Consider the following 26,397-nt stretch of genomic DNA (forward strand, 5'->3'; position numbering starts at 1 on the left):
CATCTTGGCTGGCCACATTGGCCAGCCTTGGAGCAGAAAATGATAAGCAAACTATTTAAAAATATTGAAGAAATTATCACGGTTCCTCTCATGGCAGCACTGCTTGTTGTCTTGACTTGGCAAATCGGAACACGCTGGTTGCTCAATGACCCATCACTGTGGAGTGAGGAGCTCGCGCGAGTCTTATTTATGTACATGTCTCTCATTGGCTGCGCCATCGCAATCAAAAGAGGCACGCACGTTAACATCACCTTTTTCTCAGACAAGCTGCCGCAAACCCTTCGTTACTCTCTCGTCATCGCACTCGAGTTGGCGGTATTAGTCTCAATTTTCGCGATCATTTACCTTGGATACCAGCACGTTCAGCGAACCGCTTTCTTCGAGCTCATTACATTGGGTGTATCCAGTGCATGGATGAACTACAGCCTACCACTAGGCGGTGTATTCATGGTCATTCGACAAATCGAGAAACTCATCGCCATTGGCATCGAGTTTAAACAAGCAAGTAAGGCAGACACGCCTAGTTCTTCACAAGTTGCTGAGAGGTAAGGAGTTCTCATGGCAGGTTCTATTTTTGGCTGGCTCGCATTACTGTTTGCAGGCATGCCCGTTGGCTTCTCACTTATTTTTGTAGCCTTATTGTTCTTAATCCTCACCAACAGCACAGGCATCAACTTTGCCGCCCAGCAAATGCTTGGCGGAATCGACAATTTCACCTTGCTCGCGGTACCCTTTTTCGTGCTTACCGGACATTTGATGAATAGCGCTGGTATCACTGAGCGTATTTTCAACTTCGCGAAATCGATGGTGGGTCATGTTACGGGTAGCCTAGGCCACGTAAATATCATGGCTAGCCTACTTTTCTCAGGCATGTCTGGCTCTGCACTGGCCGACGCAGGTGGGCTTGGCCAACTTGAAATCAAATCGATGCGTGACGCCAAATACCACGACGACTTCGCCGGTGGTTTAACCGCAGCCTCTTGTATTATTGGGCCATTGGTTCCTCCTTCGGTGCCACTGGTGATCTACGGGGTCGTATCAAACACTTCGATTGGCGCGCTCTTCTTAGCGGGTGCGGTACCAGGCATTCTATGCTGCGGCGCACTCATGGTCATGAGCTATTTTATTTGTAAAAAACGCGGCTACATGACGCTGCCAAAAGCCACACGCAAAGACCAATTTAAGTCCTTTAAAGAAGCGTTTTTATCATTAATGACGCCAGTCATCATCATCGGCGGCATCTTTTCTGGCAAATTCACACCAACGGAAGCGGCTGTTGTTTCATCACTATATGCGCTATTTCTTGGTACTGTGGTTTACAAGCAACTGACCTTTGTTGGTTTCATCGACATTCTAAAAGAAACCGTGAACACCACGGCCGTTGTCGCGCTCATGGTGATGGGTGTCACCGTCTTTGGGTGGATCGTGGCTCGTGAGCAGCTTCCTCAAATGCTGGCTGACTATTTCCTAACCATTAGCGATAACCCACTGGTGCTACTGCTTCTTATCAACTTGCTGCTGTTGTTCCTTGGCACCTTTATTGAGTCACTCGCACTGCTATTACTTCTGGTTCCATTCTTGGTTCCTGTTGCCGGCGCGGTAGGCATCGACCCTGTGCACTTTGGTGTCATGGCGATTCTAAACCTAATGATTGGCATTCTAACGCCGCCAATGGGCATGGCACTCTACGTTGTATCTCGAGTTGGTGACATTCCATTCCATGTTTTGACTCGTGGTGTTATTCCTCTATTAGTGCCGCTGTTTATTGTACTTGCACTCGTTGCTGTGTTCCCTCAGTTCACCTTGTTCTTACCAGAACTATTCCTCGGCTACGGGAAATAATTAAGTTCTGAGCCATTATTTGGCTCAGAACGAACTTACTATAGGATGTTAAAAATGAATAAGTTAACCGGCCTCATTGCCGCACCGCACACCCCCTTTGACCGCAACAATCAAGTTAACTTTAGTGCCATCGATCAGATTGCTGCGCTACTTATTGAGCAAGGCGTAACGGGAGCCTATGTCTGTGGCACTACAGGTGAAGGCATTCACTGCTCTGTAGAAGAACGCAAAGCCATTGCTGAGCGCTGGGTACAGGCAGCTGATGGAAAACTGGATTTGATCATCCACACTGGCGCCCTCAGTATCGTCGATTCAATTTCCCTTACAGAACACGCCGAAACACTCGACATTCTTGCCACATCGGCGATTGGTCCTTGTTTTTTCAAACCAGGTTCCGTTGATGACCTTGTTGACTATTGCGCCTCAATCGCGAGTGCTGCGCCATCGAAAGGCTTTTACTATTACCATTCGGGTATGTCTGGGGTCAGCCTCGACCTGGAGCAATTCTTAATTAAAGGGAACGAACGGATCCCAAACCTGTCTGGTGCTAAGTTCAACAATGCGGATCTCTACGAGTATCAACGCTGTTTGCGCGTTGCTGATGGCAAGTTTGACTTGCCATTTGGTGTGGATGAATTCTTGCCTGCAGGTCTTGCTGTAGGTGCCATCGGTGCGGTGGGCAGCACATACAACTACGCAGCCCCGTTATACCTTGCTATTATTGAGGCCTTTAAACGAGGAGACCAAGCGCAGGTTACTTCACTGATGGACAAAGTTATCGCCATCATTCGAATTCTTGTGGAATATGGTGGAGTCGCAGCTGGCAAAGCCGCGATGGAGATACATGGCATTGACGCTGGCGATCCGAGAACACCGATCCGAGCGCTAACATCAGCACAAAAAGCCGATGTCGTCGCGAAAATGCGCGACATCAACTTCGTTTAATCGTCTTGATCTCAGTCGTTGGCGCCGCTTTGCCAACGACTTTGAAACAGCGACAAGCGAATTTTTGAGATTTCCCGAGAACAACACAAATGTCAGTGTAAAACTATTCGGGAGTCTGATACTTTCTAGTTACGACACAAAAGATAAGGGGATGCCGTGGGCTCACCAAGCAATTTGCTGGTTCGTTTGAGATCCAATATGGAACCACTCAGCAAAAAATTAAGGCAGGTTGCCGATTACATCTTGGACAATGCTCAAGATGTGCAATTTCAGACTATTACTGATCTTGCTCGGAACACCCAAACCAGTGAAGCTACGGTCGTCCGATTATGTCGAGACATGGGCTATAAAGGCTATTCCGATTTTCGTATGGCGCTTGCTGTCGATTTGAGCCAAAGTGGCAGTAAGCCAAAATCGGATCACGAAGGCGATATCTGTGACATCTCTGCTAGCAGCGCCATTGATAGCCTTCAAGACACTGCTAAGCTCATTGACCGTAAATCGCTCGATAGAATTTGCGCGCTGGTTCATGATGCCTCGTTTATCGGCTGTGTCGGTGTGGGCGCATCCAGTATTGTGGGTCGCTACCTTGCCTATCGGCTTATCCGAATCGGCAAAAAAGCCATTATGTATGAAGATACGCACCTCGCCGCGATGAATGCGCGTCGCTTTAGCGAGGGGGATCTTTGGTTCTCGGTATCCAGTTCAGGCTCAACCAAAGAGGTGGTTCATGCCGCTAGACAGGCATTCAACCAAAACGTGCCGGTTGTTGCTTTGACCAACATTAACCACAGTCCACTGTCTGCTATTTCTACAGAGATGCTCGTTGCAGCGAGACCAGAAGGGCCGTTAACAGGCGGCGCTTTTGCTTCCAAAGTCGGGGCATTACTATTGGTTGATGTGTTAATCAACTCTTTGCTTGAGGAGTATCCTGAATACAGCGAGTCGGTCATGGAGACCGCTGAGGTGGTCGTTCCACTCATGTCATAAAGGCCAGTTTCCTATCAACAAGCTCATCTTTTGATGGGCTTTTTTATTACCCACTCAAAATATAATAAAAATTATTTTTATTGCAACGAAGATCAAAGAATATTATCTCCAAAGATCGATAATGAGGTTACTTTTTAACCAAGTAGTACCTTCGATAAAGGAAGAAATATGAACATTAGGAAAATGGTCACTTTGGTGGGACTTTCGACTTTGCTTGTTTCAGCAGTGGCAACAGCCAAAGATGCATGGCCAGATCTACCACAAGGCATAAAAAGTGGCGTGAGTGCGCAGATTGGTAACAAGCTGTATGCAGGGCTAGGCTCCTCAGGACAGGCATTTTACATGCTAGATACCACTAAACCTGAACTAGGTTGGCAACAACTTAGCGACTTTATCGGTCCGGCTCGAAATGGCGCGACAGCGACCGTCATCGGCTCGAAGATCTACGTATTCGGCGGAGCAGGAAAAACCAGCCCTGATGCCCTATCTCCTGTCCTTTTTGATACAGTTTACCAGTTTGATTCCCTTTCAGACCGTTGGAGTATGGTAGAGACTCAAAGCCCTGTTGGTCTGCTCGGCGCTGCTTCATACTCGCCTAATGGCAATCAGGTGATTTTCTTTGGTGGTTACAACAAGCGATTTTTTGATCAGTACCTCTCGGACATTAATACTACCGATAAAAAAGCACAGCCTGACAAATGGCAGTCCATTGTCGATCGATACATGGGCATGGCACCTCGCGATTACAACTGGAACGATCTTGTCATTAGTTATTCGCCAAGTACCAACACATGGAAGACTGAGGGCACCAACCCTTACATTCCAAATTGCGGCTCTGCACTCGTTGCCAACAATGCTATCGCCACCTTAATCAGCGGAGAAATCAAACCTGGTTTGAGAACGGCAGAGGTGAAGCAATACCAATATGGTAAACCACAGCCTTGGACAAGCCTTTATGCACTTCCAGCACCGAGCGATTCAACCCGTCAGGAAGGGGTAGCCGGTGCCTATAGTGGCATGAGCAATGGTGCGATGATCGTTGCCGGCGGAGCAAACTTCCATGGGGCGACAAAGGCCTTCGAGCAAGGGAAGCTATTTGCACACAATGGATTTAGCAAAGCCTTTAACCCTGAGATCTATGTACTTGTCGATAATTTGTGGCAACAAGCAAATAACCTACCCACTGGCTTAGCTTACGGTGCGTCGTTTACCACTAAGTCTGGTGTGTTGATAGCAGGGGGAGAACAGACAGATCGCTCCGCGAGCAATAAGGTATATCTGCTGAGCTGGAACGGAAAGAGTGTCGATATTCAAGACTAGGGAGCCTTAAGTATGGCGATTCAACTTTCTCATTTACCTTCATTTCCTGTCCCAATAAAAAACGGTGTTGGAGGACTGCTTGGCCGCCGCCTCTACGCTGGCCTTGGCAGTGCAGGGACGCGCTTTTTTTATTTGGATGTCGATAAGCAGCCGCTTTGCTGGAAGCCTGCTCCCTCTTTTCCTGGTGTCGCGAGGAATGATGCGGTTTGTGCATCCAATGGCCGTGAGATGTACATTTTCTCCGGTGCTGGAAAACTCAACCCAGAGGATCCACTTACCGTACTTATGGATGGCTATGTATTTTCATTAAAAACCGAAACTTGGCAGAAAATCGACACTAGGCTCCCCGTAGGATTACTGGGCGCTAGTGCTGACTTTGTTGATGAGAATAACTTGCTGTTCTTTGGCGGGTATTGCAAAGAAGTATTCGATCGCCTATTTGCCGAGCTCGCCAGTTGTACAGGAGCCACAGAGAAGCAGCGCACTTTGGAAGCGTTCATGTCTCAGCCTATTGACCGCTATGGCTGGAACCAAGACATTTGGCAATTTGATATCGCCAATCCGAATTGGCACCTCTATGGCGATAACCCCAACGGTGCAACTTGTGGGGCGAGTCTGGTCAAACACAAGCATCAGTTTATTTTGATCGAAGGCGAAATCAAGCCAGGGCTGAGAAGCCTTAAGACCACAGGTTATCACTTCCAAGGAGGACAAAAGCTATCCACGCAGGCTCTACCACGGATAGTCGACCAATATGATGGTCACGAAGGTATCGCTGGAGCTTATTCCGGCCTCATCAACGACACGATCACACTAGTAGGGGGCGCATATTTTATTGGTAGCCAATCCAATTTCGCTCAAGGTCAAAACTACAGCCATCAGGGGCTCACTAAGCATTACAGTGAGAGCATATGGCAGCTGGATAGCGATGATGGATGGAAAGAAGCGGCAAAAATGCCAGAAGGGTGCGCTTACGGCGTCAGTATCATGGTTGACGACAGCTTGATAGTGATTGGCGGAGAGCTAGCCAGCGGCTGCGCTAGTGACCGCTGCTTGGCCATCTCCGATACCAGCCGCGAAAGCTCGGTGTGTTAAACCTAAAATCCTAATAAAAAAGGGGCTAGGGTATCCCCCAGCCCCTTTCACTTCAGCGAGTTATTACGGATCAACCTTAATCACGTTCATGGTATCAAGTTGATTGAGTAACTCTGTTTGATGATTACCCGGATCATTGATCACGCTAGCATCCGAGATCCCAAGCTCATTCCATCCAACACCTTCTAAGGTAATGTCTGTTTGTTCACCATTGTTGGTGACGCTAATTACCGTTGTCGCGTTGTCCATGGCATCTGCAGGGTCATCAGTTACAGAAATGCTGATATTTCCAAGTAAGTCGCCAATGTTGTCGTGCACTGGTAATAGATCAGAAATGTCCAAGATATCGCTGCCAACACTAAAGTCAGTAACGGTCTGTTCTGCAGGATCTGCAGTCGTCCCCGCCGCATCTTCGGTAAACAAAAACAAGTCATGACCATCCCCACCGGTGAGGATGTCATTACCGCCACCGCCAAATAGGATGTCACTGTCATCGGTACCCACAATGGTTTCCGTAGTCGCAGAGTCCGTACCAATCTTTATCTGATCTGGCAGGGTTAACTGTTCAGATTGATACAGCGCAACCAAGACTTCTGTTGGCGTGAAATCACTCACCTCACTTGGCGTTACACCAAGCAGGGTATGCAGTGCGATGCCTTCAAGAACGATGGATTGCAACACGACGCCATTGTCGGAAATCTCGAACACCGTATTGCCACTTTGCTCTGACACGCTGAGCTGTTCGGTGAGCAACTGATCATCTTTAAATGCGACCGCCGTTAAATCGACGACATCGTGTTTAATGTTTGGATCACTGGTTGTGAAGTCACGTACATCAAAGTCTTTGATGGTGTCCGTGCCGGCCAGGTTCGCAGTTTCCCAACGGAAGGTGTCTTGCGAGTCATTATCGCTACTAATACCGCCACCAGCCGGGATGGTATTACCAAACATCCATTCATCGTCTGACGTTGCGACTAAGATGTCATCTAGCGCACTGTCACCACGCAATCCTTGATTGCCCGTTACCGTAATGGTGATTGGTTGCTCAAGCGACGTTAGGCCATCACTCACATCGATAATAAAGTTATCGGTGTCAGTATCGCCCGCAGCGAGCGCGTTGCTATTTCCAGCAATCAGCACATAGGCCCAGATGCCGGTGGCAATGTTAAAGGTCAAGGTACCGTATGTCCCTGTTGCAGTATAAACATCCCCCACTAAAGTACCGCCACGTAGAGAACGGGTAACTGTGCTGTCCACGTCCAACGCGGTGACGGTTCCTGTCGCTGAGTCGGTCACACCTTCCTGAACGCCAGCAGACACAGTGCCACCAATTACAGGGGCATCGTTCGTCCCCTGAATTCTCACTGTGACCGTTGAGGCTGTGCCATCCACTGATTTCACGTTGAAGGTATCCACCGCAACCACTCCATCAGCGAGCGAGTTAAGCGCATCGTTTGCGGTGAACGTCCAATTACCATTTACATCGATGGAGAAGCGGCCGTATGTCCCTTGGGTATCCGTCTGGTCGATAAATTGATTATCGGTATTGTCTACGTCGGTCGCAGTGAGCACACCACCTGTCGACAATACCGAATCTGATTCAACCAGGGTGATATCAGCAGAGCTTACGACAGCGGCATCGTTCGTCCCTTGAATGGTCACTTTCACCGTCGATACCGTGCCATCAATCGACTGTACATTGAACGAATCAACCACTGAGTCACCAACGTTGAGACTATCGAATGCCTCGTTAGCATCATAGCTCCACACGCCATCTTCATCGATGCTAAATACGCCATGAGCGCCAGCAATACTGGCTTGTGCCAAGAACTTGTTATCCAAGTTATCTGGGTCGCTCGACGTTAATGTGCCTCCGGTACTTAACGCAGCATCGGTTTCAGCGATCACTCGGTCGACAGCACTAATAGTCGCGGCATCATTGGTGCCATTGATGGTCACTTTGACACTCGACTCAGTCCCATCCGCCGACTTAACGATAAAGGTGTCGGATACTGATTCGCCACTATTGAGGCCATCAAAGGCTTGATTTGCGGTATAGCTCCATACACCGTTGGCATCAATTGAGAAAGTACCATTGGTGCCAGCCACGTTGTTCTGTGGGATGAACGTATTATCTGGATTATCGACATCTGTTGCCGTCAACGTGCCACCGGTCGTCAATGCAATGTCGCTCTCTTGCAGACTGACATCCGCCGAATCAACCGTTGCTGCGTCGTTGCTACCCGTAATACCGATGGTTACTTGCGACTGGGTGCCGTCGATAGAGAACACATCAAACACCTCTTCAACGCGTACACCATCTGCAAGGTTATCAAAGGCGCTGTTGGCCTCAAACGTCCACACGCCCGATGCGCTCAGCGTAAAGGTACCTAACGTGCCAACCGTGCTGCTTTGGGCGATAAAACTGTTATCTGGATTATCTGGATCAACAGAGGTTAGCGTACCACCAGCCGTTAGAACGCTGTCAGTCTCTGTTAGCTCTTGGCTCGCAGCGCTTATAGTCGAGGCATCATTGGTACCGTTGATCTGTACCGTTACCGTGGAAGGAGTGCCGTCTACCGAAGTAACATTAAAGGTCTCTTTGACATGCTCACCCACATTCAAGTTATCGAAGGAGTCATTCGCAACGAACGTCCAAACGCCGTTAGCGTCGATGGAGAAGCTGCCGTAGGTTCCTACTTCACTTGATGGGGTGAAAGTGTTGTCCGGATTATCCACATCCGACGCCGTCAAGGTATCACTGATGGTTAACGCTGCATCGGTTTCATCGGTGACAACAGAGCCTACACTGACCTGTGCAGCATCATTGGTCCCTTCGATTTTCACCGTTACTGACGTTGGCGTACCATCAATGGTGGTCACTTGGAATGTTTCCGAAACACTTTGTCCAACGTTAAGCGAGTCATACGCTTCGTCTGCAACGAATGTCCACTGACCATCCGCTTGCACGCTGAACTTACCATAAGTACCCTGAACATCGGTTTGCACCGTAAAGGTATCATCAGGGTTATCAACATCGGTCGAATCTAGGTTGCCAGACAATGTCAGCGCCGCATTGGTCTCATCCAGAGTCTGAGAGTCTGGGCTAACAATGGCAGCATCATTACGACCTTGCACAGTAATATCAATCGATTGAGTGATCGCATCACCTTGGGCTGCGCCGCCAACTAAGCTCTCAATATATAAATCAAAGCTTTCGCTGACTGGACCATCGTTAAGTGAATCAACTTTAGCCTGATCGATCACGTACTCCCACTTCACCGTATCGTCTGTATCGCCGTCGATGAGTTTCAACGTGCCGTATGTGCCGACGATTTCGGTCACCATCCCAGTGCCGCTCAGGCTATAGCTATGCGTATCACTTTGGTCGACATCGGCAATTTTCACTTCACCCGTTGCCGTACCCGATTCGGCACCTGTTGGATCTTCAAATACAGTACCTGTCGCGACGGTATCACCGGCAACCACCGTTGGTGCATCGTTTGTACCCGTAACTTGGAACTCAACCGTAATGGTATTACTTGCACCATGCTCATCGGTCACTTTGACCTCATAAGTCAATGGTGACGGTAGCGTTTCGCCTTCAGACAAGTACTCAAAATCGCCGGTAAGATCAAACGTCCATGCCCCCGTTGTAGGGTCAACACTCAAGTCACCACGCGGGTCACCGGAGACGACTTCCCAAAGATGATCATCGGCAATATTCACCGTATCCACATCACCATCATCAAACACGCCTGATAGCTGAGTATTGGTGTTTTCAGTGGCCATCTGCTGACCGATATCGACGATTTTCGGTGCATCATTGGTGCCAACGATTGTGATTGAAATCAGGTGTTCATTGGATTCGTTTGTCGCGGCAACACCTGAGTCATCCGTGGCCACCACGCTCACTTCAATGGTCTTAGTCTGACCTTTCGCGAGAGCATTGATTTCTGCGTTATCCGGGTCTACTTCAAACTGCCATTTGCCATTGCTATCAATCGTGAAGTTACCGAAGTCGGTGTCTTGTTTAACCGAGAAGGAGTGAGTATCACCCACATCGACATCGGCAACCGTCACTTTTCCGCTTGCCGTGCTACCTATGGTGTCACTAACGGAACCCGTAACCGCACCGGATAATGTTGGTCTATCATTGGAGCCTGTCACTGTCACTTCAACGGTTTGAGTCACCTCTGCGCCAAAGTTGTCTGTTGCTCGAATCGTAAACTCTTCAGTGACAGAGACCCCCTCACCTAATGCTTGTACGTGTGCTGCATCATTGTAAAGCTCATACGTCCATGTGTTTGTATTTGGGTCGACGACAAAGTGACCATAGGTACCGTTCAAATCGGCAGCGGTTAAGGTCACGGTATCATTCGTATCCACATCGTCTAAGACAATGTCTTTGCTGACCGAAACCACACCAGCACCACCAATATCATCTTCGATGACGGCACCATCTTGCGTCGACATCGTTGGCGGCTGATTTTCACCTTGAATTTTAATGGTGAGAGTTTGAGTCTCAGTCAAACCACTTGGATCAGTAACGGTGACTTCCCAGCTTTGTTGAATGAAATCATTGACTCCGGCTCCTAGTGCAATGATGTCATTGTTGTCAGGGTTAACGACATAAGACCAGGATCCATCATTGTTGAAGGTAAGTGTACCGTAGTCATTGTTGACGTTACCGTTTGGCGTTGCAGTCCAAGTGTGTAAGCCTTGATCTTGAGTATCAACATCAGAAACCGTTAACTGACCAGCTATCGTTTGGTCAGCATCGTCAGCAACAATGGTTTTTTCCACATTGGCCTGAAGAGTCGGAGCGTCGTTCTGACCATTAACGTTGACTACAATTTCCAACGTTTGCGGCAGGCCATTATCATCAACGACAGTTTTACCGTATTGGTCTACGGCATACACTTCAAACACATCTTGTCGTGTTTCACCTTCTTGCAGCGACTGAACGGCATTGCTGTCGTTGTCGAGCGTAAAGACCCATGAACCATCAGGATAAACATTAATGCTGCCGTAAGTGCCACTGCCATCAATCAACGTCCAAGTGATTTGATCACCAAGGCCAAGTGCAGGGTCAAGCTCTAACGAGCCGCCTGAATCCGCTGAAGTGATGATAATGTCGGCAGCGCCGGTTCCTGTTTCCGATGAGTCGTCATTATCTTCATTCGCTGTCACCGTTTCGATAATGATTTTTTCATCGCCTGGATTGGGGTTATTGGCATCTTCTGCTGAGCCGACAATTTTCACTTTAACTTCACGAATGTCGGTTTTTGTCGTCAATGACTCACTCGGGTCGGTATCGGTTACTCTTACAAAGAAGCTATCAAACACTTCCTCTTCAGCAGGAAGCTCTACACCAGGATCTAGGACATAGACCCACTCACCTGTTGCTGGGTCTATAGAAAAATCGCCATATGAGCCTTGACCATTAATCACAGACCATTCATGTGTTTCTCCAAAATCTGGATCGTACACACTGAGACTACCGCTTATCGACGTCGTCACATCTTCTTTAGCTTCGCCAAGATCTATGGTGCCATTTTCAAAGTTACCGCTATCTGAATCGACGGTAATTTCTGGTTTGTCCGCTTTACCTTCAATAGTTACTGTGACATTGACGTAATTGCCGTTCTCATCAGTCACGCGCCAAGTTTCTGTTGCGGTTTGCCCATCTTCAAGGCCTTGAGTCAGCGGCGAGTCGTTGTCTAATTGATAGGTCCAGCTGCCATTGCTAGCCACCAAATTACCGTAGATGCCACCAGTGATTGGAGACGTGGTTAAATCGCCCACTAAAGGAGTTGAAGCATCATCATCGTTGTCGGTATCGGTTAGCTTGTCGTCTTCAATGACATCCAACTGCGATACATCAACTAATGAACCACCGCCACCACCGCCACTTGGATCGTTTTGACCGATCACATTGATAACGACAGGGTAGCGCTCAGAGACACCACCTTCATTGTCAGTCGCCACCACGTAGAAGGTTTCGGTTTCCGTTTGACCTGCAGCCAACGCCTGCGTCGTACTCAATGAATTATCAATAACATAGGTCCACTTACCATTGTTATCGACGGTCAATGTTCCGTATTGACCTAAGCCTGTGCCTTCAATCGACCACGCTTTGATACTGCTGTTGTTATCAACATCTGAGGCGGCCAATTGTCCTTCTGCACGAGTTAAGTCGACCCCAAAGATATCGGCTGTACCATCTTCAACTACAGTACCTTCGTTGTCACCGGAAACATCAGGATTGTCATTGCGACCTTCGAGAGTAATGGTGATGTCTTGCGTAATGGTTGACCCATTTTGGTCTTGAGCCAGAACGGTAAACACTTCGGTTTGTGTTTCACCATCAGCTAACGCTTGTAAGATGTCGTTGTTTGGCGTGAACTCCCAATTGCCGTCTTTGTCTATCGACAAATCACCACGCAGACCGTTATAGACGTTGTGCGTTTGACCTGCATCGATAACAAATTCCGCGAAGTCATCGTTGTCAACATCATTGAGAATCGCCTGACCAGAAACCACCGTGTTGTCATCAGATGGATCATCTGGCGTATCGTTATCTTCTATGAAGCGTCCCGTCACGTCACCTGTCACTGTCGGCGCGTCATTTTGCCCTTCAATGCGTATGGTGACCTGCTCAGTGGAAGTCGCTCCGTGGATATCAGTCACTGTGACTTCAAAAGTGTCGGTGACAATTTCACCCGGTTTTAGGGCTTTGATTTCCGCCAGCTTGCTTGGCTGGTCGTAAGTGAACGTCCAGCGTCCATCGGAAGCGATTGTCAGCGTACCGTACTCGCCGCGGCCGTTATTGTCATCAGTGATTTCCCATAGATGAGTATCGTCAGCATCGACATCGCCAGGATTAAGCTGACCCGACTCTACGTAGTTGCCCGCTTCAATGTCATCTTCTTGTATTGTACGAGTCTGAGCACCACGAATATTTGGCGCATCATTTTCACCGACGATATTGATGGTGATGTCTTGAATCGACTCATGACCAAACTTGTCCAGCACTCGAATACGCACGGTGTCTTCCAGCGTGTCACCCTTATCAAGTGAATCCACGGCCAGAGCGTTATTATTAAGTACATACTGCCAAGTGCCCGACGCTTCATCGATACTAAATGTACCGTATTGACCGCCGTCCAAAACGCTCCAAGTCACTACTTCATTGAGATCAGGATCACCGCCGCCAATCACGTTGCTATCGAGCTGACCTTGATTTGGCACGCCTGCGATGATGGTGCCACTTAGGTTGGCTCCATCTTCAATAACGGTGTAACTCGGCTGCACTGAGATTTCTGGATCGGTATTGGTACCGGCAATGGTGACGTTAACGGTAATGGTGTCAGTCAGGCCGCCTTCGTCAGTGACAATGATTTCGAAACTGTCGACACGGCTTTCACCCGGCGGGATCTTTCGGGTGGCATCCCAGTCACTTTGCAACTGATACGTCCATCGACCATTGTCGTCAACCGACATATAGCCGTAGGTACCGCTTGCTTGGCCTGTCGCCTGATCTTCGTTTTCGACTGTCCAGGTATGAGAGTCCGTAGTATCAATGTCACTGACCGTAAGCGCACCTGTCGCACTTGAGCGTGCGTTCGTCGCTTCAATCACACTGCCAGATGTATCACCTTTAACATCTGGTGCATCATTGGTGCCTTTAATCGTCACAGTAATTGTTTGGGTTGCGGTGCTGTCGCTTTGACCCGAATCATCTTTCACAGTAACGGTAAAGGTATCGGTTAACGTCTCACTATCAACGCCTTTCAAACCCTGAACGGTCGGGTTGCTATTGTTGAGGGTGTATACCCACTCGCCAGTTTGTGGATCGATGGAAATATTACCGTATTGCCCTTTGGTCGAGTTGATTGACCAAGTGTGGTCATCACCAATATCGACATCGCCGTCCGTCAGCGTACCCGATGTGGTGATTGGGTTGGCAGGGTTATCATCAGGATGTACATCTTCCGTCACTTCACCGGCTAAGGTTCCGCCAATCACTGGACGATCGTTGTCGCCGTTAACAGTAATGGTGATGGTTTTGGTGCTCACCGCGTTGTATTTGTCGGTGACGCTCACTGAGAATGTTTCAGTAACGACACTGTCGTGAGCAAGGGCATCTACAGAGGCTTTTTGGCCATCACTCACGCCCATCGTATACTCCCACTCACCGGTCGTTGGATTCAGCGTCAAGGTACCATAGGTACCTACACCCGCATTGGTGTCGTTAATCTGCCACGCTTCAGTTTCATTGAGATCCGGATCGTTCGCGCCTAAGTCAGCGCCAACGGTTTGACCATACCCATTCACTTCATACAGTACGCCAGTACGCACACCATCAATGTCTGGAGCGTCATTGGTACCAATAACGTCAATGCTGACTTCGAACACCTTAGTTGCCGTGCCATCTGTGACACTGACCTGGAATATTTGCTCACCAAATTGAGAATCCGCTGGATAGGTAACGTTATCCTCTAAATGCTCCGCACGATTTGGAACAAGCGTGTAAGTCCACTTACCATTCTGATCGATAGTTAAATCGCCAAGCACACCAACGGGATTCAACACTTCAAACTCAAACGTGTCCAAAGTATCGAGATCGCTAACGTCAATGACACCATCTTCGGTAATGTTGAGGTCTTCAACGACTGTCGCGCTATCATCACCCGTCAATACCAACGCATCATTGGTACCAGTAATATTAATCGTGACGTCTTTGGTGCGAGTACCGCCGTTGCCATCGTCGACAAGAACCGTAAAGGTCTCCGTAACGAGCTCATCTTTTTGCAACGAATCGGCTTTGTCGTTATCGAGAATGTACTCCCAAGTGCCCGTAGAGGCATTGATTGAGAACGAGCCATACTGTCCGTCTGAACTGCCAACGACAGACCAGGTATGCACATCAGTCGCATCCGCATCTCTTGGGTTGAGATCGCCAGTTGCTTTAACTTCGCTATCATCTCCTTCGACATTCTCAGTAATAGAGTCGGAGCTCTTACCACGGATATTGGGACGATCATTAGTACCAGTAATCGTGATAGTGATGGTTTCAAAGGACGTGCCATCAACAGAGTAAACACGAAACGACTCTTCCATGGTTTCATCCACACCAAGGCGCTGAATCGCGCTCTCGCGAGTGTTCACTTGATAATCCCAGTCACCAAGAGCATCAATAGTTAAAGTACCGAGAGGGGAACCGACTGGTTCAACGGTAGTGTTGAAGATGCTCTCTCCGGTATCAACGTCATCGACACGAAGTGACCCTTCACTGGTGATATAACGAACACCATTTTCTCGCGTGACATTTCTGTCTTCAACCACATCACCAGTATTGGTACCAGAGATCGTTGGCTGATCATTGGTACCATTGATGGTCACCGTGAGAGTTTGGCTAATGTAGGCATCTCGGTCATCGATTATGAAGGCATCAATATCTACCGTTGTCGACTCTCCAGCTCTTAGTGCTTGGGTGGCAGGTTTTGTGTTATCCAGTTCAAACGACCATGAACCATCACTGTTGATGGTAAAGGTACCGTATTGATTTTCAACGCTGGTTGCCGTGCTGTCATTAGAATCAAAGGCATAGCTCAACTGCGCATTATCCGCGAGATCATAATCATCAGCGTTAATTTGTCCGTCAGCTCGTTGATCGCCCGCTTCGTTCAGTCCAGATTCTTTGACTGAATCGGCAAATACCCCTCCGGACGTTAGGTACGGTTTGTCGTTGGTGCCCTGAATGGTAATGGTGACCTGCTGGGTTGCAGTGGCGTTCTGATCATCGGTTACCACAACATCAAACGTCACCGTAGCGGTCTCATTTTCTTCTAACGCTTGAGTTGCATCTGCACCATTGCTTAGCTCAAATTTCCACACACCATTTTGATCAACTGTAGCGGTGCCGTAAGGGTTAGTGGCATTCGCTACGGAGTAATCCAAAACGTCGTTATCGGGTAGGTCGATATCGCTAGCTACAATCTGGCCTTCGATACTTGGCGTACCTAGGACAACACCCCCTGTATCTTCATGTCCAGATTCCACCACGGTTCCATCAGGATCACTCGTACCCGCAATGACTGGCGCATCATTCGTACCAATAATGGTCACCGTTATGGTGTGCGGAGTGCCATCTTCAGACAAGACAGTGAATGTTTCAGTTGCCGTTTCACCCTGCCCCAAATACTCAACATTGGCGTTCGGTATTTGGTAATTCCACGCTCCATTGGTGGTAATAGTCAATGTACCAAGCGCTTGATCTGCCGCAGCGCCTTCAACGGTACTGGTTGATGTAAAGGTATTCGGATTGGTATTGAAGACCTCTTCATTCGTACCATCGACATCAGACAATTCCAGCACGCCACTGTCTGACAGTGTGACTTGGGTGTCATCTTCGGTGACGCTGCCTATAGATTCAGATGGATCACTGATCAGCACGGAACCGTCATTAACACCGACGATATCGACCGTAATGCTGTGTGTGGTGTTATTGTCGGTTTCAACGGTAAAGGTTTGAGTTGCACGCTCACCCGCAGCGAGCCCTTGCACATTAGCGCTGCCGTTTGGAATTTTGTACGTCCAATTACCCGCAGAGTCTATGGTTAACGCCCCGTCGGTAAAGTTTCCAGCTGCTGCGGTCAAGGTAGCAGGAACGAAAGCTCCCTCTCCAAGGTCGACATCACTTATCGTCGCCTGTGATGTGAAATTCAAATCTCCGTTCGCATCTATTTGCGTTGCTTGGTCTTCAGTAAGTTCTATATACGACAGACCGCCGATCTGAGGGGCGTCATTGGTGCCATTGATGGTAACGACAACATTGTGGGGAGTGCCATCTTCACTGAGAACTTGGAAAGTCTCTGTTCTGGTATCGCCCGCACCAAGTTGCTGAACTTCAGTGGCGGTATTATCGACTTCATAACTCCAAGCACCGGTCGCTGTAATGGTGAGAGTACCAATAGGTGTGATGCCCCCTACAGTCACTGGCGTGACAGTGGTTTGGAACTTAGCTTCGCCTGTATCCACATCAGAAATAGTAAGCTGACCATTATCTTTAAGAAGGCCGCCAGGCTGAACATTGATGTCTTCAATAACTAAGCCTACTGCATCGCCATCTATAACAGGCAGGTCATTGGTGCCTTGAATGGTCACTTCGATGGTTTCGGTTTTAGAGCCATCGATAGAGGTAACAGTGAATCGATTGACGCGCGTATCGCCGTCTCCTAGAGATTGGATCTCCTGAAGTGCGTTGGAGACTTGATAAGACCAGTCGCCATCTTCGGTGATGGTTAAGGTGCCAAGCGGAAGCTGACCGTTGTCGTTCGCGACACTAGTGACTGTAGTGCTGAATTTATTCTCGCCAGCATCATTATCGGTAATGGTGAGCGAAAGATTATCGCCAGCAGTGAGAAGACCAGCATCTACATCATTGTCCTCTTTCACCGTATCTGTCGTTGGACCGGTGATGAAGGTTTCATCTTCGGTGCCGTTGATGGTGACGGCAATCGTGTGTTCAGTGCCATCAGCAGACGTGACAGTGAACTCTTCTATGACTTTATCACCATCATCCAACGCTTGAACGGCGGTTAACGTGTTATCCAGCGTATAAGTCCAAGTGCCGTCGGCCGTAATGGTGAGCGAACCTAGCGTGGTGCCCACTGGCGTTGCGGTACCTGCATTAAAGACGTTCTCACCGGCATCTTCATCGGTAATCACTAGCTTATCTGTGGCCACTAAGGTATCGCTTGGAGCTACAACGGCGTCTTCGGTTACCGCCCCAGACTCTCCGCTGACAATGGACGGCGCGCCATCAACACCCGTAATCGTCACTACTATGGTTTGACTCACGGAACCATCAATAGAAGTCACTTGGAACACTTCATCGCGAGTAATACCGTCACCCAGCTCTTGCACGCCAGTGAGGGAGTTATCGACGGTGTAGGTCCAGTTACCATTGCCATCTATGGTGAGATTGCCTAGAGGCGATTGACCATCGCCATTATTGAGCTGGGTGACGGTGGTGTTGAATAGAGCTTCACCCGCATCAAGGTCGGCAATACTCAGGCTGCCTGAATCGGTGAGGATACCGGCGGTATCTTCAGTGACAGCACCTGGCTGGTAATTACTGATGATCGTCGGGTCTTCAGTGCCGTTAACTGTGACATCGATTTGATGTTCAGTGCCATCGGCGGATGTCACCGTAAACGACTCAGTTAGGCTAGTACCGACATCAAGAGCTTGAATTTGCGGCAGTGAGTTATCGACTTTATAAGTCCAAACGCCAGCTGCATCAATGGTCAAGGTGCCAAGCGTTGTGCCGACCGGCGTTGCCGTGCCCGCATTGAACACTTCTTCACCGGTATCATCATCAGAAATCACAAGGGTATTAGTCGCGACGATGTTGCCGTCGCCATCCACCAAGACGTCTTCTTGAGCGATAACAGAATCGCCCGACGTGATAGTCGGCACATCGTTAACACCATTGATGGTAATGACGATATTTTGTGGGGTGCCGTCTTCACTCAATACTTGGAATGTCTCGGTGAGTGAGTCACCCTCGCCTAATCCCTGAACCGTTGGATTAGTGTTATCAACTTCGTAGTTCCACGCACCGGTTTCGGTGATGGTGAGCGTTCCAAGAACGCTTCCTACTGGCGTCACGACCGTTTGGAACTTGGCTTCGCCAGTATCTGCGTCAGAAATAGTCAACTGGCCGTTATCTTTAAGGACGTCACCCGTTTGTACTTCAAAATCTTCGGTAACGCTGCCCACGGCATTGCCGCCAATAAGAGGCAAGTCGTTGGTACCTTGAATCGTGACTTCAATGGTTTCGGTTTTAGAGCCATCAATAGACGTTACAGTGAATCGCTCGACACGCGTATCGCCATCGCCGAGGGATTGGATCTCTTGCAGTGCATTGGAAACTTGATACGACCAATCACCATCTTCAGTAATGGTTAAGGTACCAAGCGGAAGCTGACCATTGTCGTTCGCGACACTGGTCACTGAAGTACTGAACTTGTTCTCACCAGCATCGTTGTCAGTAATGGTGAGCGACAGATTATCGCCAGCAACAAGAAGACCGGCATCCACATCTGTGTCTTCTTTCACTGTGTCTACCGTTGGACCTGTGATGAAGGTTTCATCTTCGGTGCCGTTGATGGTGACGGCAATCGTGTGTTCAGTGCCATCAGCAGACGTGACGGTGAACTCTTCAATGACTTTATCACCATCATCCAACGCTTGAACGGCGGTTAACGTGTTATCCAGCGTATAAGTCCAAGTGCCATCGGCCGTAATGGTGAGCGAACCTAGCGTGGTACCCACTGGCGTTGCGGCTCCGGCATCAAAGACGTTCTCACCGGCATCTTCATCGGTAATCACTAGCTTATCTGTGGCCACTAAGGTATCGCTTGGAGCTACAACGGCGTCTTCGGTGACATCTCCCGATTCTCCGTTGACGATCGACGGCGCGCCATCAACACCCGTAATCGTCACTACTATGGTTTGACTCACAGAGCCATCAATGGAAGTCACTTGGAACACTTCATCGCGAGTAATACCGTCACCCAGCTCTTGCACGCCAGTGAGGGAGTTATCGACCGTGTAGGTCCAGTTACCATTGGCGTCTATGGTGAGATTGCCTAGCGGCGATTGACCATCACCATTGTTGAGCTGAGTGACGGTGGTGTTGAACAGGGCTTCACCGGAATCAAGGTCAGTAATCGTTAGACTGCCTGAGTCGGTGAGGACACCCGCCGCATCTTCAGTCACTGCACCTGGCTGGTAATTACTGATGATCGTCGGGTCTTCAGTACCATTAACCGTGACATCGATTTGATGTTCAGTGCCATCGGCGGATGTCACCGTAAACGACTCAGTTAGGCTAGTACCGACATCAAGAGCTTGAATTTGCGGTAGGGAATTATCGACCTTGTACGTCCAAACGCCAGCTGCATCTATGGTCAAGGTGCCAAGCGTTGTGCCGACCGGCGTTGCGGCGCCTGCATTAAACACCTCTTCGCCGGTATCATCATCTGAAATCACAAGGGTATTAGTCGCGACGATGTTGCCGTCGCCATCCACCAAGACGTCTTCTTGAGCAAGAACAGAGTCGCCTGAAACAATGGTTGGAATATCGTTAACACCATTAATAGTGATGACGATGTTTTGCGGGGTGCCGTCTTCACTCAATACTTGGAATGTCTCGGTGAGTGAGTCACCCTCGCCTAATCCCTGAACCGTTGGATTAGTGTTATCAACTTCGTAGTTCCACGCACCGGTTTCGGTGATGGTGAGCGTTCCAAGAACGCTTCCTACTGGCGTCACGACCGTTTGGAACTTGGCTTCGCCAGTATCTGCGTCAGAAATAGTCAACTGGCCGTTATCTTTAAGGACGTCACCCGTTTGTACTTCAAAATCTTCGGTAACGCTGCCCACGGCATTGCCGCCAATAAGAGGCAAGTCGTTGGTACCTTGAATCGTGACTTCAATGGTTTCCGTTTTTGAACCATCGATAGACGTCACAGTGAATCGCTCGACGCGCGTATCGCCGTCGCCGAGGGACTGGATCTCTTGCAGTGCATTGGAAACTTGATACGACCAGTCACCATCTTCAGTAATGGTTAAGGTACCAAGCGGAAGCTGACCATTGTCGTTCGCGACACTGGTCACTGTGGTACTGAATTTATTCTCGCCAGCATCGTTGTCAGTAATGGTGAGCGACAGATTGTCGCCCGCAATCAGAAGACCTGCATCCACATCAGTGTCTTCTTTCACCGTATCTGTCGTTGGACCGGTGATGAAGGTTTCATCTTCGGTGCCGTTGATGGTGACGGCAATCGTGTGTTCGGTGCCATCAGCAGACGTGACGGTGAACTCTTCTATGACTTTGTCGCCATCATCCAACGCCTGAACGGCTGAGAGTGTGTTATCCAGCGTGTAAGTCCAAGTGCCGTCGGCCGTAATGGTGAGCGAACCTAGCGTGGTGCCCACTGGCGTTGCGGTACCGGCATCAAAGACGTTCTCACCGGCATCTTCATCGGTAATCACTAGCTTATCTGTGGCCACTAAGGTATCGCTAGGAGCTACAACGGCGTCTTCGGTTACCGCCCCAGACTCTCCGCTGACAATGGACGGCGCGCCATCAACACCCGTAATCGTGACCACGATGGTTTGACTCACAGAGCCATCAATGGAAGTCACTTGGAACACTTCATCGCGAGTAATACCGTCACCCAGCTCTTGCACGCCAGTGAGGGAGTTATCGACGGTGTAGGTCCAGTTACCATTAGCGTCTATGATGAGATTGCCTAGAGGCGATTGACCATCGCCATTATTGAGCTTGGTGACGGTGGTGTTGAATAGAGCTTCACCCGCATCAAGGTCGGTAATACTCAGGCTGCCTGAATCGGTGAGGATACCGGCGGTATCTTCAGTCACTGCACCAGGCTGATAGTTACTGATAATGGTTGGATCTTCGGTGCCGTTAACCGTGACATCGATTTGATGTTCGGTGCCATCGGCAGACGTGACAGTAAAGGATTCTGTCAGGCTCGTGCCGACATCCAATGCTTGGATTTGCGGTAGGGAATTATCGACTTTGTAGGTCCAGACGCCCGCCGCATCTATGGTTAAGGTGCCAAGTGTTGTGCCAACCGGAGTCGCTGTGCCAGCATTAAACACTTCCTCACCAGCATCATCATCGGAAATCACTAAGGTATTGGTCGCAACAATGTTGCCGTCGCCATCCACCGCGACATCTTCTTGAGCAAGAACAGAGTCGCCCGACACAATAGTCGGTACATCGTTAACACCATTAATAGTGATGACGATGTTTTGCGGGGTGCCGTCTTCACTCAAGACCTGGAATGTCTCAGTGAGTGAGTCGCCTTCACCTAATCCTTGAACCGTTGGATTGGTGTTATCAACTTCATAGCTCCAAGCACCCGTTTCAGTGATGGTGAGCGTGCCAAGTACAGAGCCAATCGGCGTGACCACGGTTTGGAACTTGGCCTCGCCCGTGTCCGCATCAGAAATAGTCAGCTGACCGTTGTCTTTGAGTAGGTCACCTGTTTGGATTTCGAAGTCTTCAGTCACACTGCCTACGGCATTACCACCAATGAGAGGCAAGTCGTTGGTGCCCTGGATGGTCACTTCGATAGTTTCCGTTTTTGAGCCATCAATAGAGGTAACAGTAAAGCGCTCTACGCGAGTATCACCGTCGCCGAGAGATTGGATCTCCTGAAGTGCATTCGAGACTTGATAAGACCAGTCGCCATCTTCGGTGATGGTTAAAGTGCCTAGTGGAAGCTGACCATTGTCATTAACAACGCTGGTCACTGTGGTACTGAATTTATTCTCGCCAGCGTCATTGTCGGTAATGGTGAGCGACAGATTATCGCCCGCAATCAGAAGACCTGCATCTACATCGGTGTCTTCTTTCACTGTGTCGGTCGTTGGGCCGGTGATGATGGTTTCATCTTCGGTGCCGCTGATAGTCACTGCGATGGTGTGCTCGGTGCCATCAGCAGACGTCACTGTGAACTCTTCAATGACTTGGTCGCCATCATCCAGTGCTTGAACCGCAGTAAGTGTATTATCCAGCGTGTAGGTCCAAGTACCATCAGCCGTGATGGTGAGCGAACCTAGCGTGGTGCCCACTGGCGTTGCGGTACCTGCATCAAAGACGTTCTCACCGGCATCTTCATCAGCGATAACTAGCTTATCCGTAGCCACTAACGTATCGCTAGGTGTGACAGCTGCATCCTCAGTCACAGCTCCCGATTCGCCGCTGACAATCGACGGTGCACCATTCACACCGGTAATGGTCACTACGATGGTTTGGCTCACAGAGCCATCAATTGAGGTCACTTGGAACACTTCATCGCGAGTAATACCATCACCCAGCTCTTGCACACCAGTGAGGGAGTTATCGACCGTGTAGGTCCAGTTACCATTGGCATCAATGGTGAGATTGCCTAGAGGCGATTGACCATCACCATTATTGAGTTTGGTGACCGTGGTATTAAATAGCGCTTCACCCGCATCGAGGTCTGTAATCGTTAGACTGCCTGAATCGGTGAGAATACCCGCCGTATCTTCAGTGACAGCGCCAGGCTGATAGTTACTGATAATGGTTGGATCTTCAGCACCGTTAACCGTAACATCGATTTGATGCTCGGTGCCATCAGCAGACGTGACAGTAAAGGATTCTGTCAGGCTCGTGCCGACATCCAATGCTTGGATTTGCGGTAGGGAATTATCGACTTTGTAGGTCCAGACGCCCGCCGCATCTATGGTTAAGGTGCCAAGTGTTGTGCCAACCGGAGTCGCTGCGCCAGCATTAAACACTTCCTCACCAGCATCATCATCGGAAATCACTAAGGTATTGGTCGCAACAATGTTGCCGTCGCCATCCACCAAGACGTCTTCTTGAGCAAGAACAGAGTCGCCCGACGTGATAGTCGGCACATCGTTAACACCATTAATAGTGATGACGATGTTTTGCGGGGTGCCGTCTTCACTCAAGACCTGGAATGTCTCGGAGAGTGAGTCGCCCTCGCCTAATCCTTGAACCGTTGGATTGGTGTTATCAACTTCGTAGTTCCACGCACCGGTTTCGGTGATGGTGAGCGTTCCAAGAACGCTTCCTACTGGCGTCACGACCGTTTGGAACTTGGCTTCGCCAGTATCTGCGTCAGAAATAGTCAACTGGCCGTTATCTTTAAGGACGTCACCCGTTTGTACTTCAAAATCTTCGGTAACGCTGCCCACGGCATTGCCGCCAATAAGAGGCAAGTCGTTGGTACCTTGAATCGTGACTTCAATGGTTTCGGTTTTAGAGCCATCGATAGAGGTAACAGTGAATCGCTCGACGCGCGTATCGCCGTCTCCTAGAGATTGGATCTCCTGAAGTGCGTTGGAAACTTGATACGACCAGTCGCCATCTTCAGTAATGGTTAAGGTGCCCAGCGGAAGCTGACCATTGTCGTTTGCGACACTGGTGACCGTGGTGCTGAACTTGTTCTCACCAGCATCGTTGTCAGTAATCGTGAGCGACAGATTGTCGCCCGCAATAAGAAGACCTGCATCCACATCAGTGTCTTCTTTCACCGTATCTGTCGTTGGACCGGTGATGAAGGTTTCATCTTCGGTGCCGTTAATGGTGACGGCAATCGTGTGTTCGGTGCCGTCGATAGAGGTAACAGTAAACTCCTCAATAATGGTATCGCCTACATCTAGAGCTTGAACCGCATCTAGAGAGTTATCTACACTGTAAGTCCAAGTACCATCCGTCGCGATCGTAAGCGAGCCAAGCGTTGAGCCTACAGGTGCCGCAGTACCAGCGTTAAAAAGATTTTCGCCAGCATCGGCATCGGTAATCACTAACTGGTCGATAGCAACAAGATCCCCTTCGGAACTGACTACCGCGTCTTCAATGACAGCTCCCGACTCACCACTCACAACAACAGAGGAATCATTGGTGCCTAGTATCGTTATTGTAACTGTCTCTGTACTGCTTGCGCCAAACTCATCAGTGACGGAGACCGTATAGTTAATTGTTTGCGATTCTCCTTCTGCCAAAGACTGAGTTGCATCGGCATCGTTATCAAGCTCAAACTGCCACTTACCTTGCTCATCGATAGTAAGCGTTCCGTATTCCGTCTGGGCTGATTCAATCTGATAGCTGAGAGTGGCATCGGCATCCACATCAGATGCGGACAAAAGACCATTCGCAATATTGTCGCTACCGATCCCATCGCCCTGCTCGGTCACAGTACCAGCAGCATCACCACCGGCATCGAACGTCGGTAAGTCATTAGTACCATTGATAGTTAGGGTTAACGTTTCAGTTGTAACTGCCCCTTTATCGTCTGTAACGGTTACCTCAAATGTGGTGTTTATTGAGTCGCCTTCTTTTAAGCTTTGCGTCGCAGAAGAGCTGTTATCCAAAGTAAATACCCAGTCGCCCGTTTCGGGATCGACTCTAAGCTGACCGTATTCATTGGTATCGTTTTCTACGCCATAAGTCAGCACTGCATCCGTATCATTATCAGAGGCACTAATGCTACCGGAAGCCGTATTCACACCTTCTACAACTTGGCCATCGTCAAGATTACCACTCTCAACTAAGGTACCTTGCCCTACTTCGTCAATAACCGGTATGTCATTGATTGGATTGATTTCTAGTAACACACCACCCGTTTGCACGGAGTCCGGCTGACCCTGCCCATCATCAACGCTATAAGTAAACTGGCCTGCATCTTCACCAAACGTGTACTCTTGGGGCGCATCAAACTGTAGATTCTCAAACTCCTCTTGAGTCAGGGTTTGCCCAAGACTAATCGGCGTGCCATCTGCGAGCGTCACTTGCCCCAGTTTAGGAAGCTCTGTGACTGCAACGGTTAGAGCATCACCATCGGTATCCGTTGGAAAGGTCAACCCTAAATCACTGTCCTGTGACTCTTCATCATAGTTTCGCGCTTCAAATAGAGTGACGGGCGCACTGTTCGTTGCGATATCTAACAGTGCATTGGTTTGTGTTTCTGTCAGGTCTTGTCTATTGAGGCCCAGAGTTTCAAAAAACGTAGCGGCTAAGACTTGTGGATTAATTGCTTCGACGGTAGCGGCATCGGTGATACTGGAGCTTAATGAGCCACCTGCTGCTGTGGCTTGGTCTTCATTTTGAGTAGGATCAGCACCGGCCTCAATTTGAGCGATAATCGCATCGGCATCAAGATCGTTGGTTGAAATGTTTGAGGTATCCTCATCCGAACTTTGGGAGCCAGTCTGAGCAAATAATGTTTCACGCAGTTCAACATCAGGAACTAGGTTATCAGGCGACAGTTCTATGTCACCCGGTCTCATTTCAGCACCTTCTGGCAGCAAGACAATTTTGCCATTTGAATCAAGAACTAACGTTCCTGACAAATCGACTAGACCCAATAACGCAGCAATACTCATGGCGAACTCCTCGAACAACCGTCGCAACACACTTAGTCAACTGTCCACATTCACTGAAGCAACTCATTGTTTATAAGATAGTTTTATATATGTTCAGTGTAGGACTGTAAAAGCAGATTTCTAATTTACTTTACTAAGTAATTACCAATAAAAATCAGGCTTTTAAACCCTTAGAGATTAGAAAACGTGCAAATTCTCAAAAAAGACATGAACTGTATC

Annotated in this window: 7 protein-coding genes; 6 read left to right on the top strand and 1 reads right to left on the bottom strand. The window is 49.0% G+C overall.

The window, feature by feature from the left end:
* Positions 1-39: 39 nt before the first annotated feature.
* The 6 genes from ACVA6Q_RS00325 (at position 40) to ACVA6Q_RS00350 (ending at position 6,192) form a co-directional block, all read left to right on the top strand.
* Entirely contained in the window at positions 40-549 is a 510-nt protein-coding gene (locus ACVA6Q_RS00325; RefSeq protein WP_042500613.1) for a TRAP transporter small permease, read from the top strand.
* 9 nt (positions 550-558) lie between these two features.
* Entirely contained in the window at positions 559-1,842 is a 1,284-nt protein-coding gene (gene siaM, locus ACVA6Q_RS00330; protein WP_042500360.1) for a sialic acid TRAP transporter large permease SiaM, read from the top strand.
* Between the two features lie 54 nt (positions 1,843-1,896).
* On the top strand, positions 1,897-2,787 hold the full coding sequence (locus ACVA6Q_RS00335; RefSeq protein WP_446646063.1) for a dihydrodipicolinate synthase family protein: 891 nt from the start codon (positions 1,897-1,899) through the stop codon (positions 2,785-2,787).
* Positions 2,788-2,943: 156 nt separating this feature from the next.
* Positions 2,944-3,777, top strand: a complete 834-nt coding sequence (locus ACVA6Q_RS00340) for a MurR/RpiR family transcriptional regulator (RefSeq protein WP_446646064.1) — start codon at positions 2,944-2,946, stop codon at positions 3,775-3,777.
* A 168-nt stretch (positions 3,778-3,945) separates the two neighbouring features.
* A complete protein-coding gene (locus ACVA6Q_RS00345; protein WP_446646065.1) occupies positions 3,946-5,097 on the top strand; it encodes an N-acetylneuraminate epimerase in 1,152 nt (383 codons plus the stop codon).
* Positions 5,098-5,109: 12 nt separating this feature from the next.
* Positions 5,110-6,192, top strand: a complete 1,083-nt coding sequence (locus ACVA6Q_RS00350) for a YjhT family mutarotase (protein ID WP_446646066.1) — start codon at positions 5,110-5,112, stop codon at positions 6,190-6,192.
* A 63-nt stretch (positions 6,193-6,255) separates the two neighbouring features.
* On the opposite strand, the gene ACVA6Q_RS00355 is transcribed toward ACVA6Q_RS00350, so the two are convergent.
* The gene (locus tag ACVA6Q_RS00355; RefSeq protein ID WP_446646067.1) at positions 6,256-26,178 is read right to left on the bottom strand and encodes a VCBS domain-containing protein; all 19,923 of its coding nucleotides are present in this window, start codon (positions 26,176-26,178) and stop codon (positions 6,256-6,258) included.
* Positions 26,179-26,397 lie beyond the last annotated feature (219 nt).

The organism is Vibrio sp. DNB22_10_4, assembly GCF_052879755.1.

Coding starts and splice junctions, on each gene's coding strand:
- ACVA6Q_RS00325 (WP_042500613.1), top strand. CDS start 40: ATGATAAGCAAACTATTTAAAAATATTGAAGAAATTATCACGGTTCCT.
- siaM (WP_042500360.1), top strand. CDS start 559: ATGGCAGGTTCTATTTTTGGCTGGCTCGCATTACTGTTTGCAGGCATG.
- ACVA6Q_RS00335 (WP_446646063.1), top strand. CDS start 1,897: ATGAATAAGTTAACCGGCCTCATTGCCGCACCGCACACCCCCTTTGAC.
- ACVA6Q_RS00345 (WP_446646065.1), top strand. CDS start 3,946: ATGAACATTAGGAAAATGGTCACTTTGGTGGGACTTTCGACTTTGCTT.
- ACVA6Q_RS00350 (WP_446646066.1), top strand. CDS start 5,110: ATGGCGATTCAACTTTCTCATTTACCTTCATTTCCTGTCCCAATAAAA.
- ACVA6Q_RS00355 (WP_446646067.1), bottom strand. CDS start 26,178: ATGAGTATTGCTGCGTTATTGGGTCTAGTCGATTTGTCAGGAACGTTA.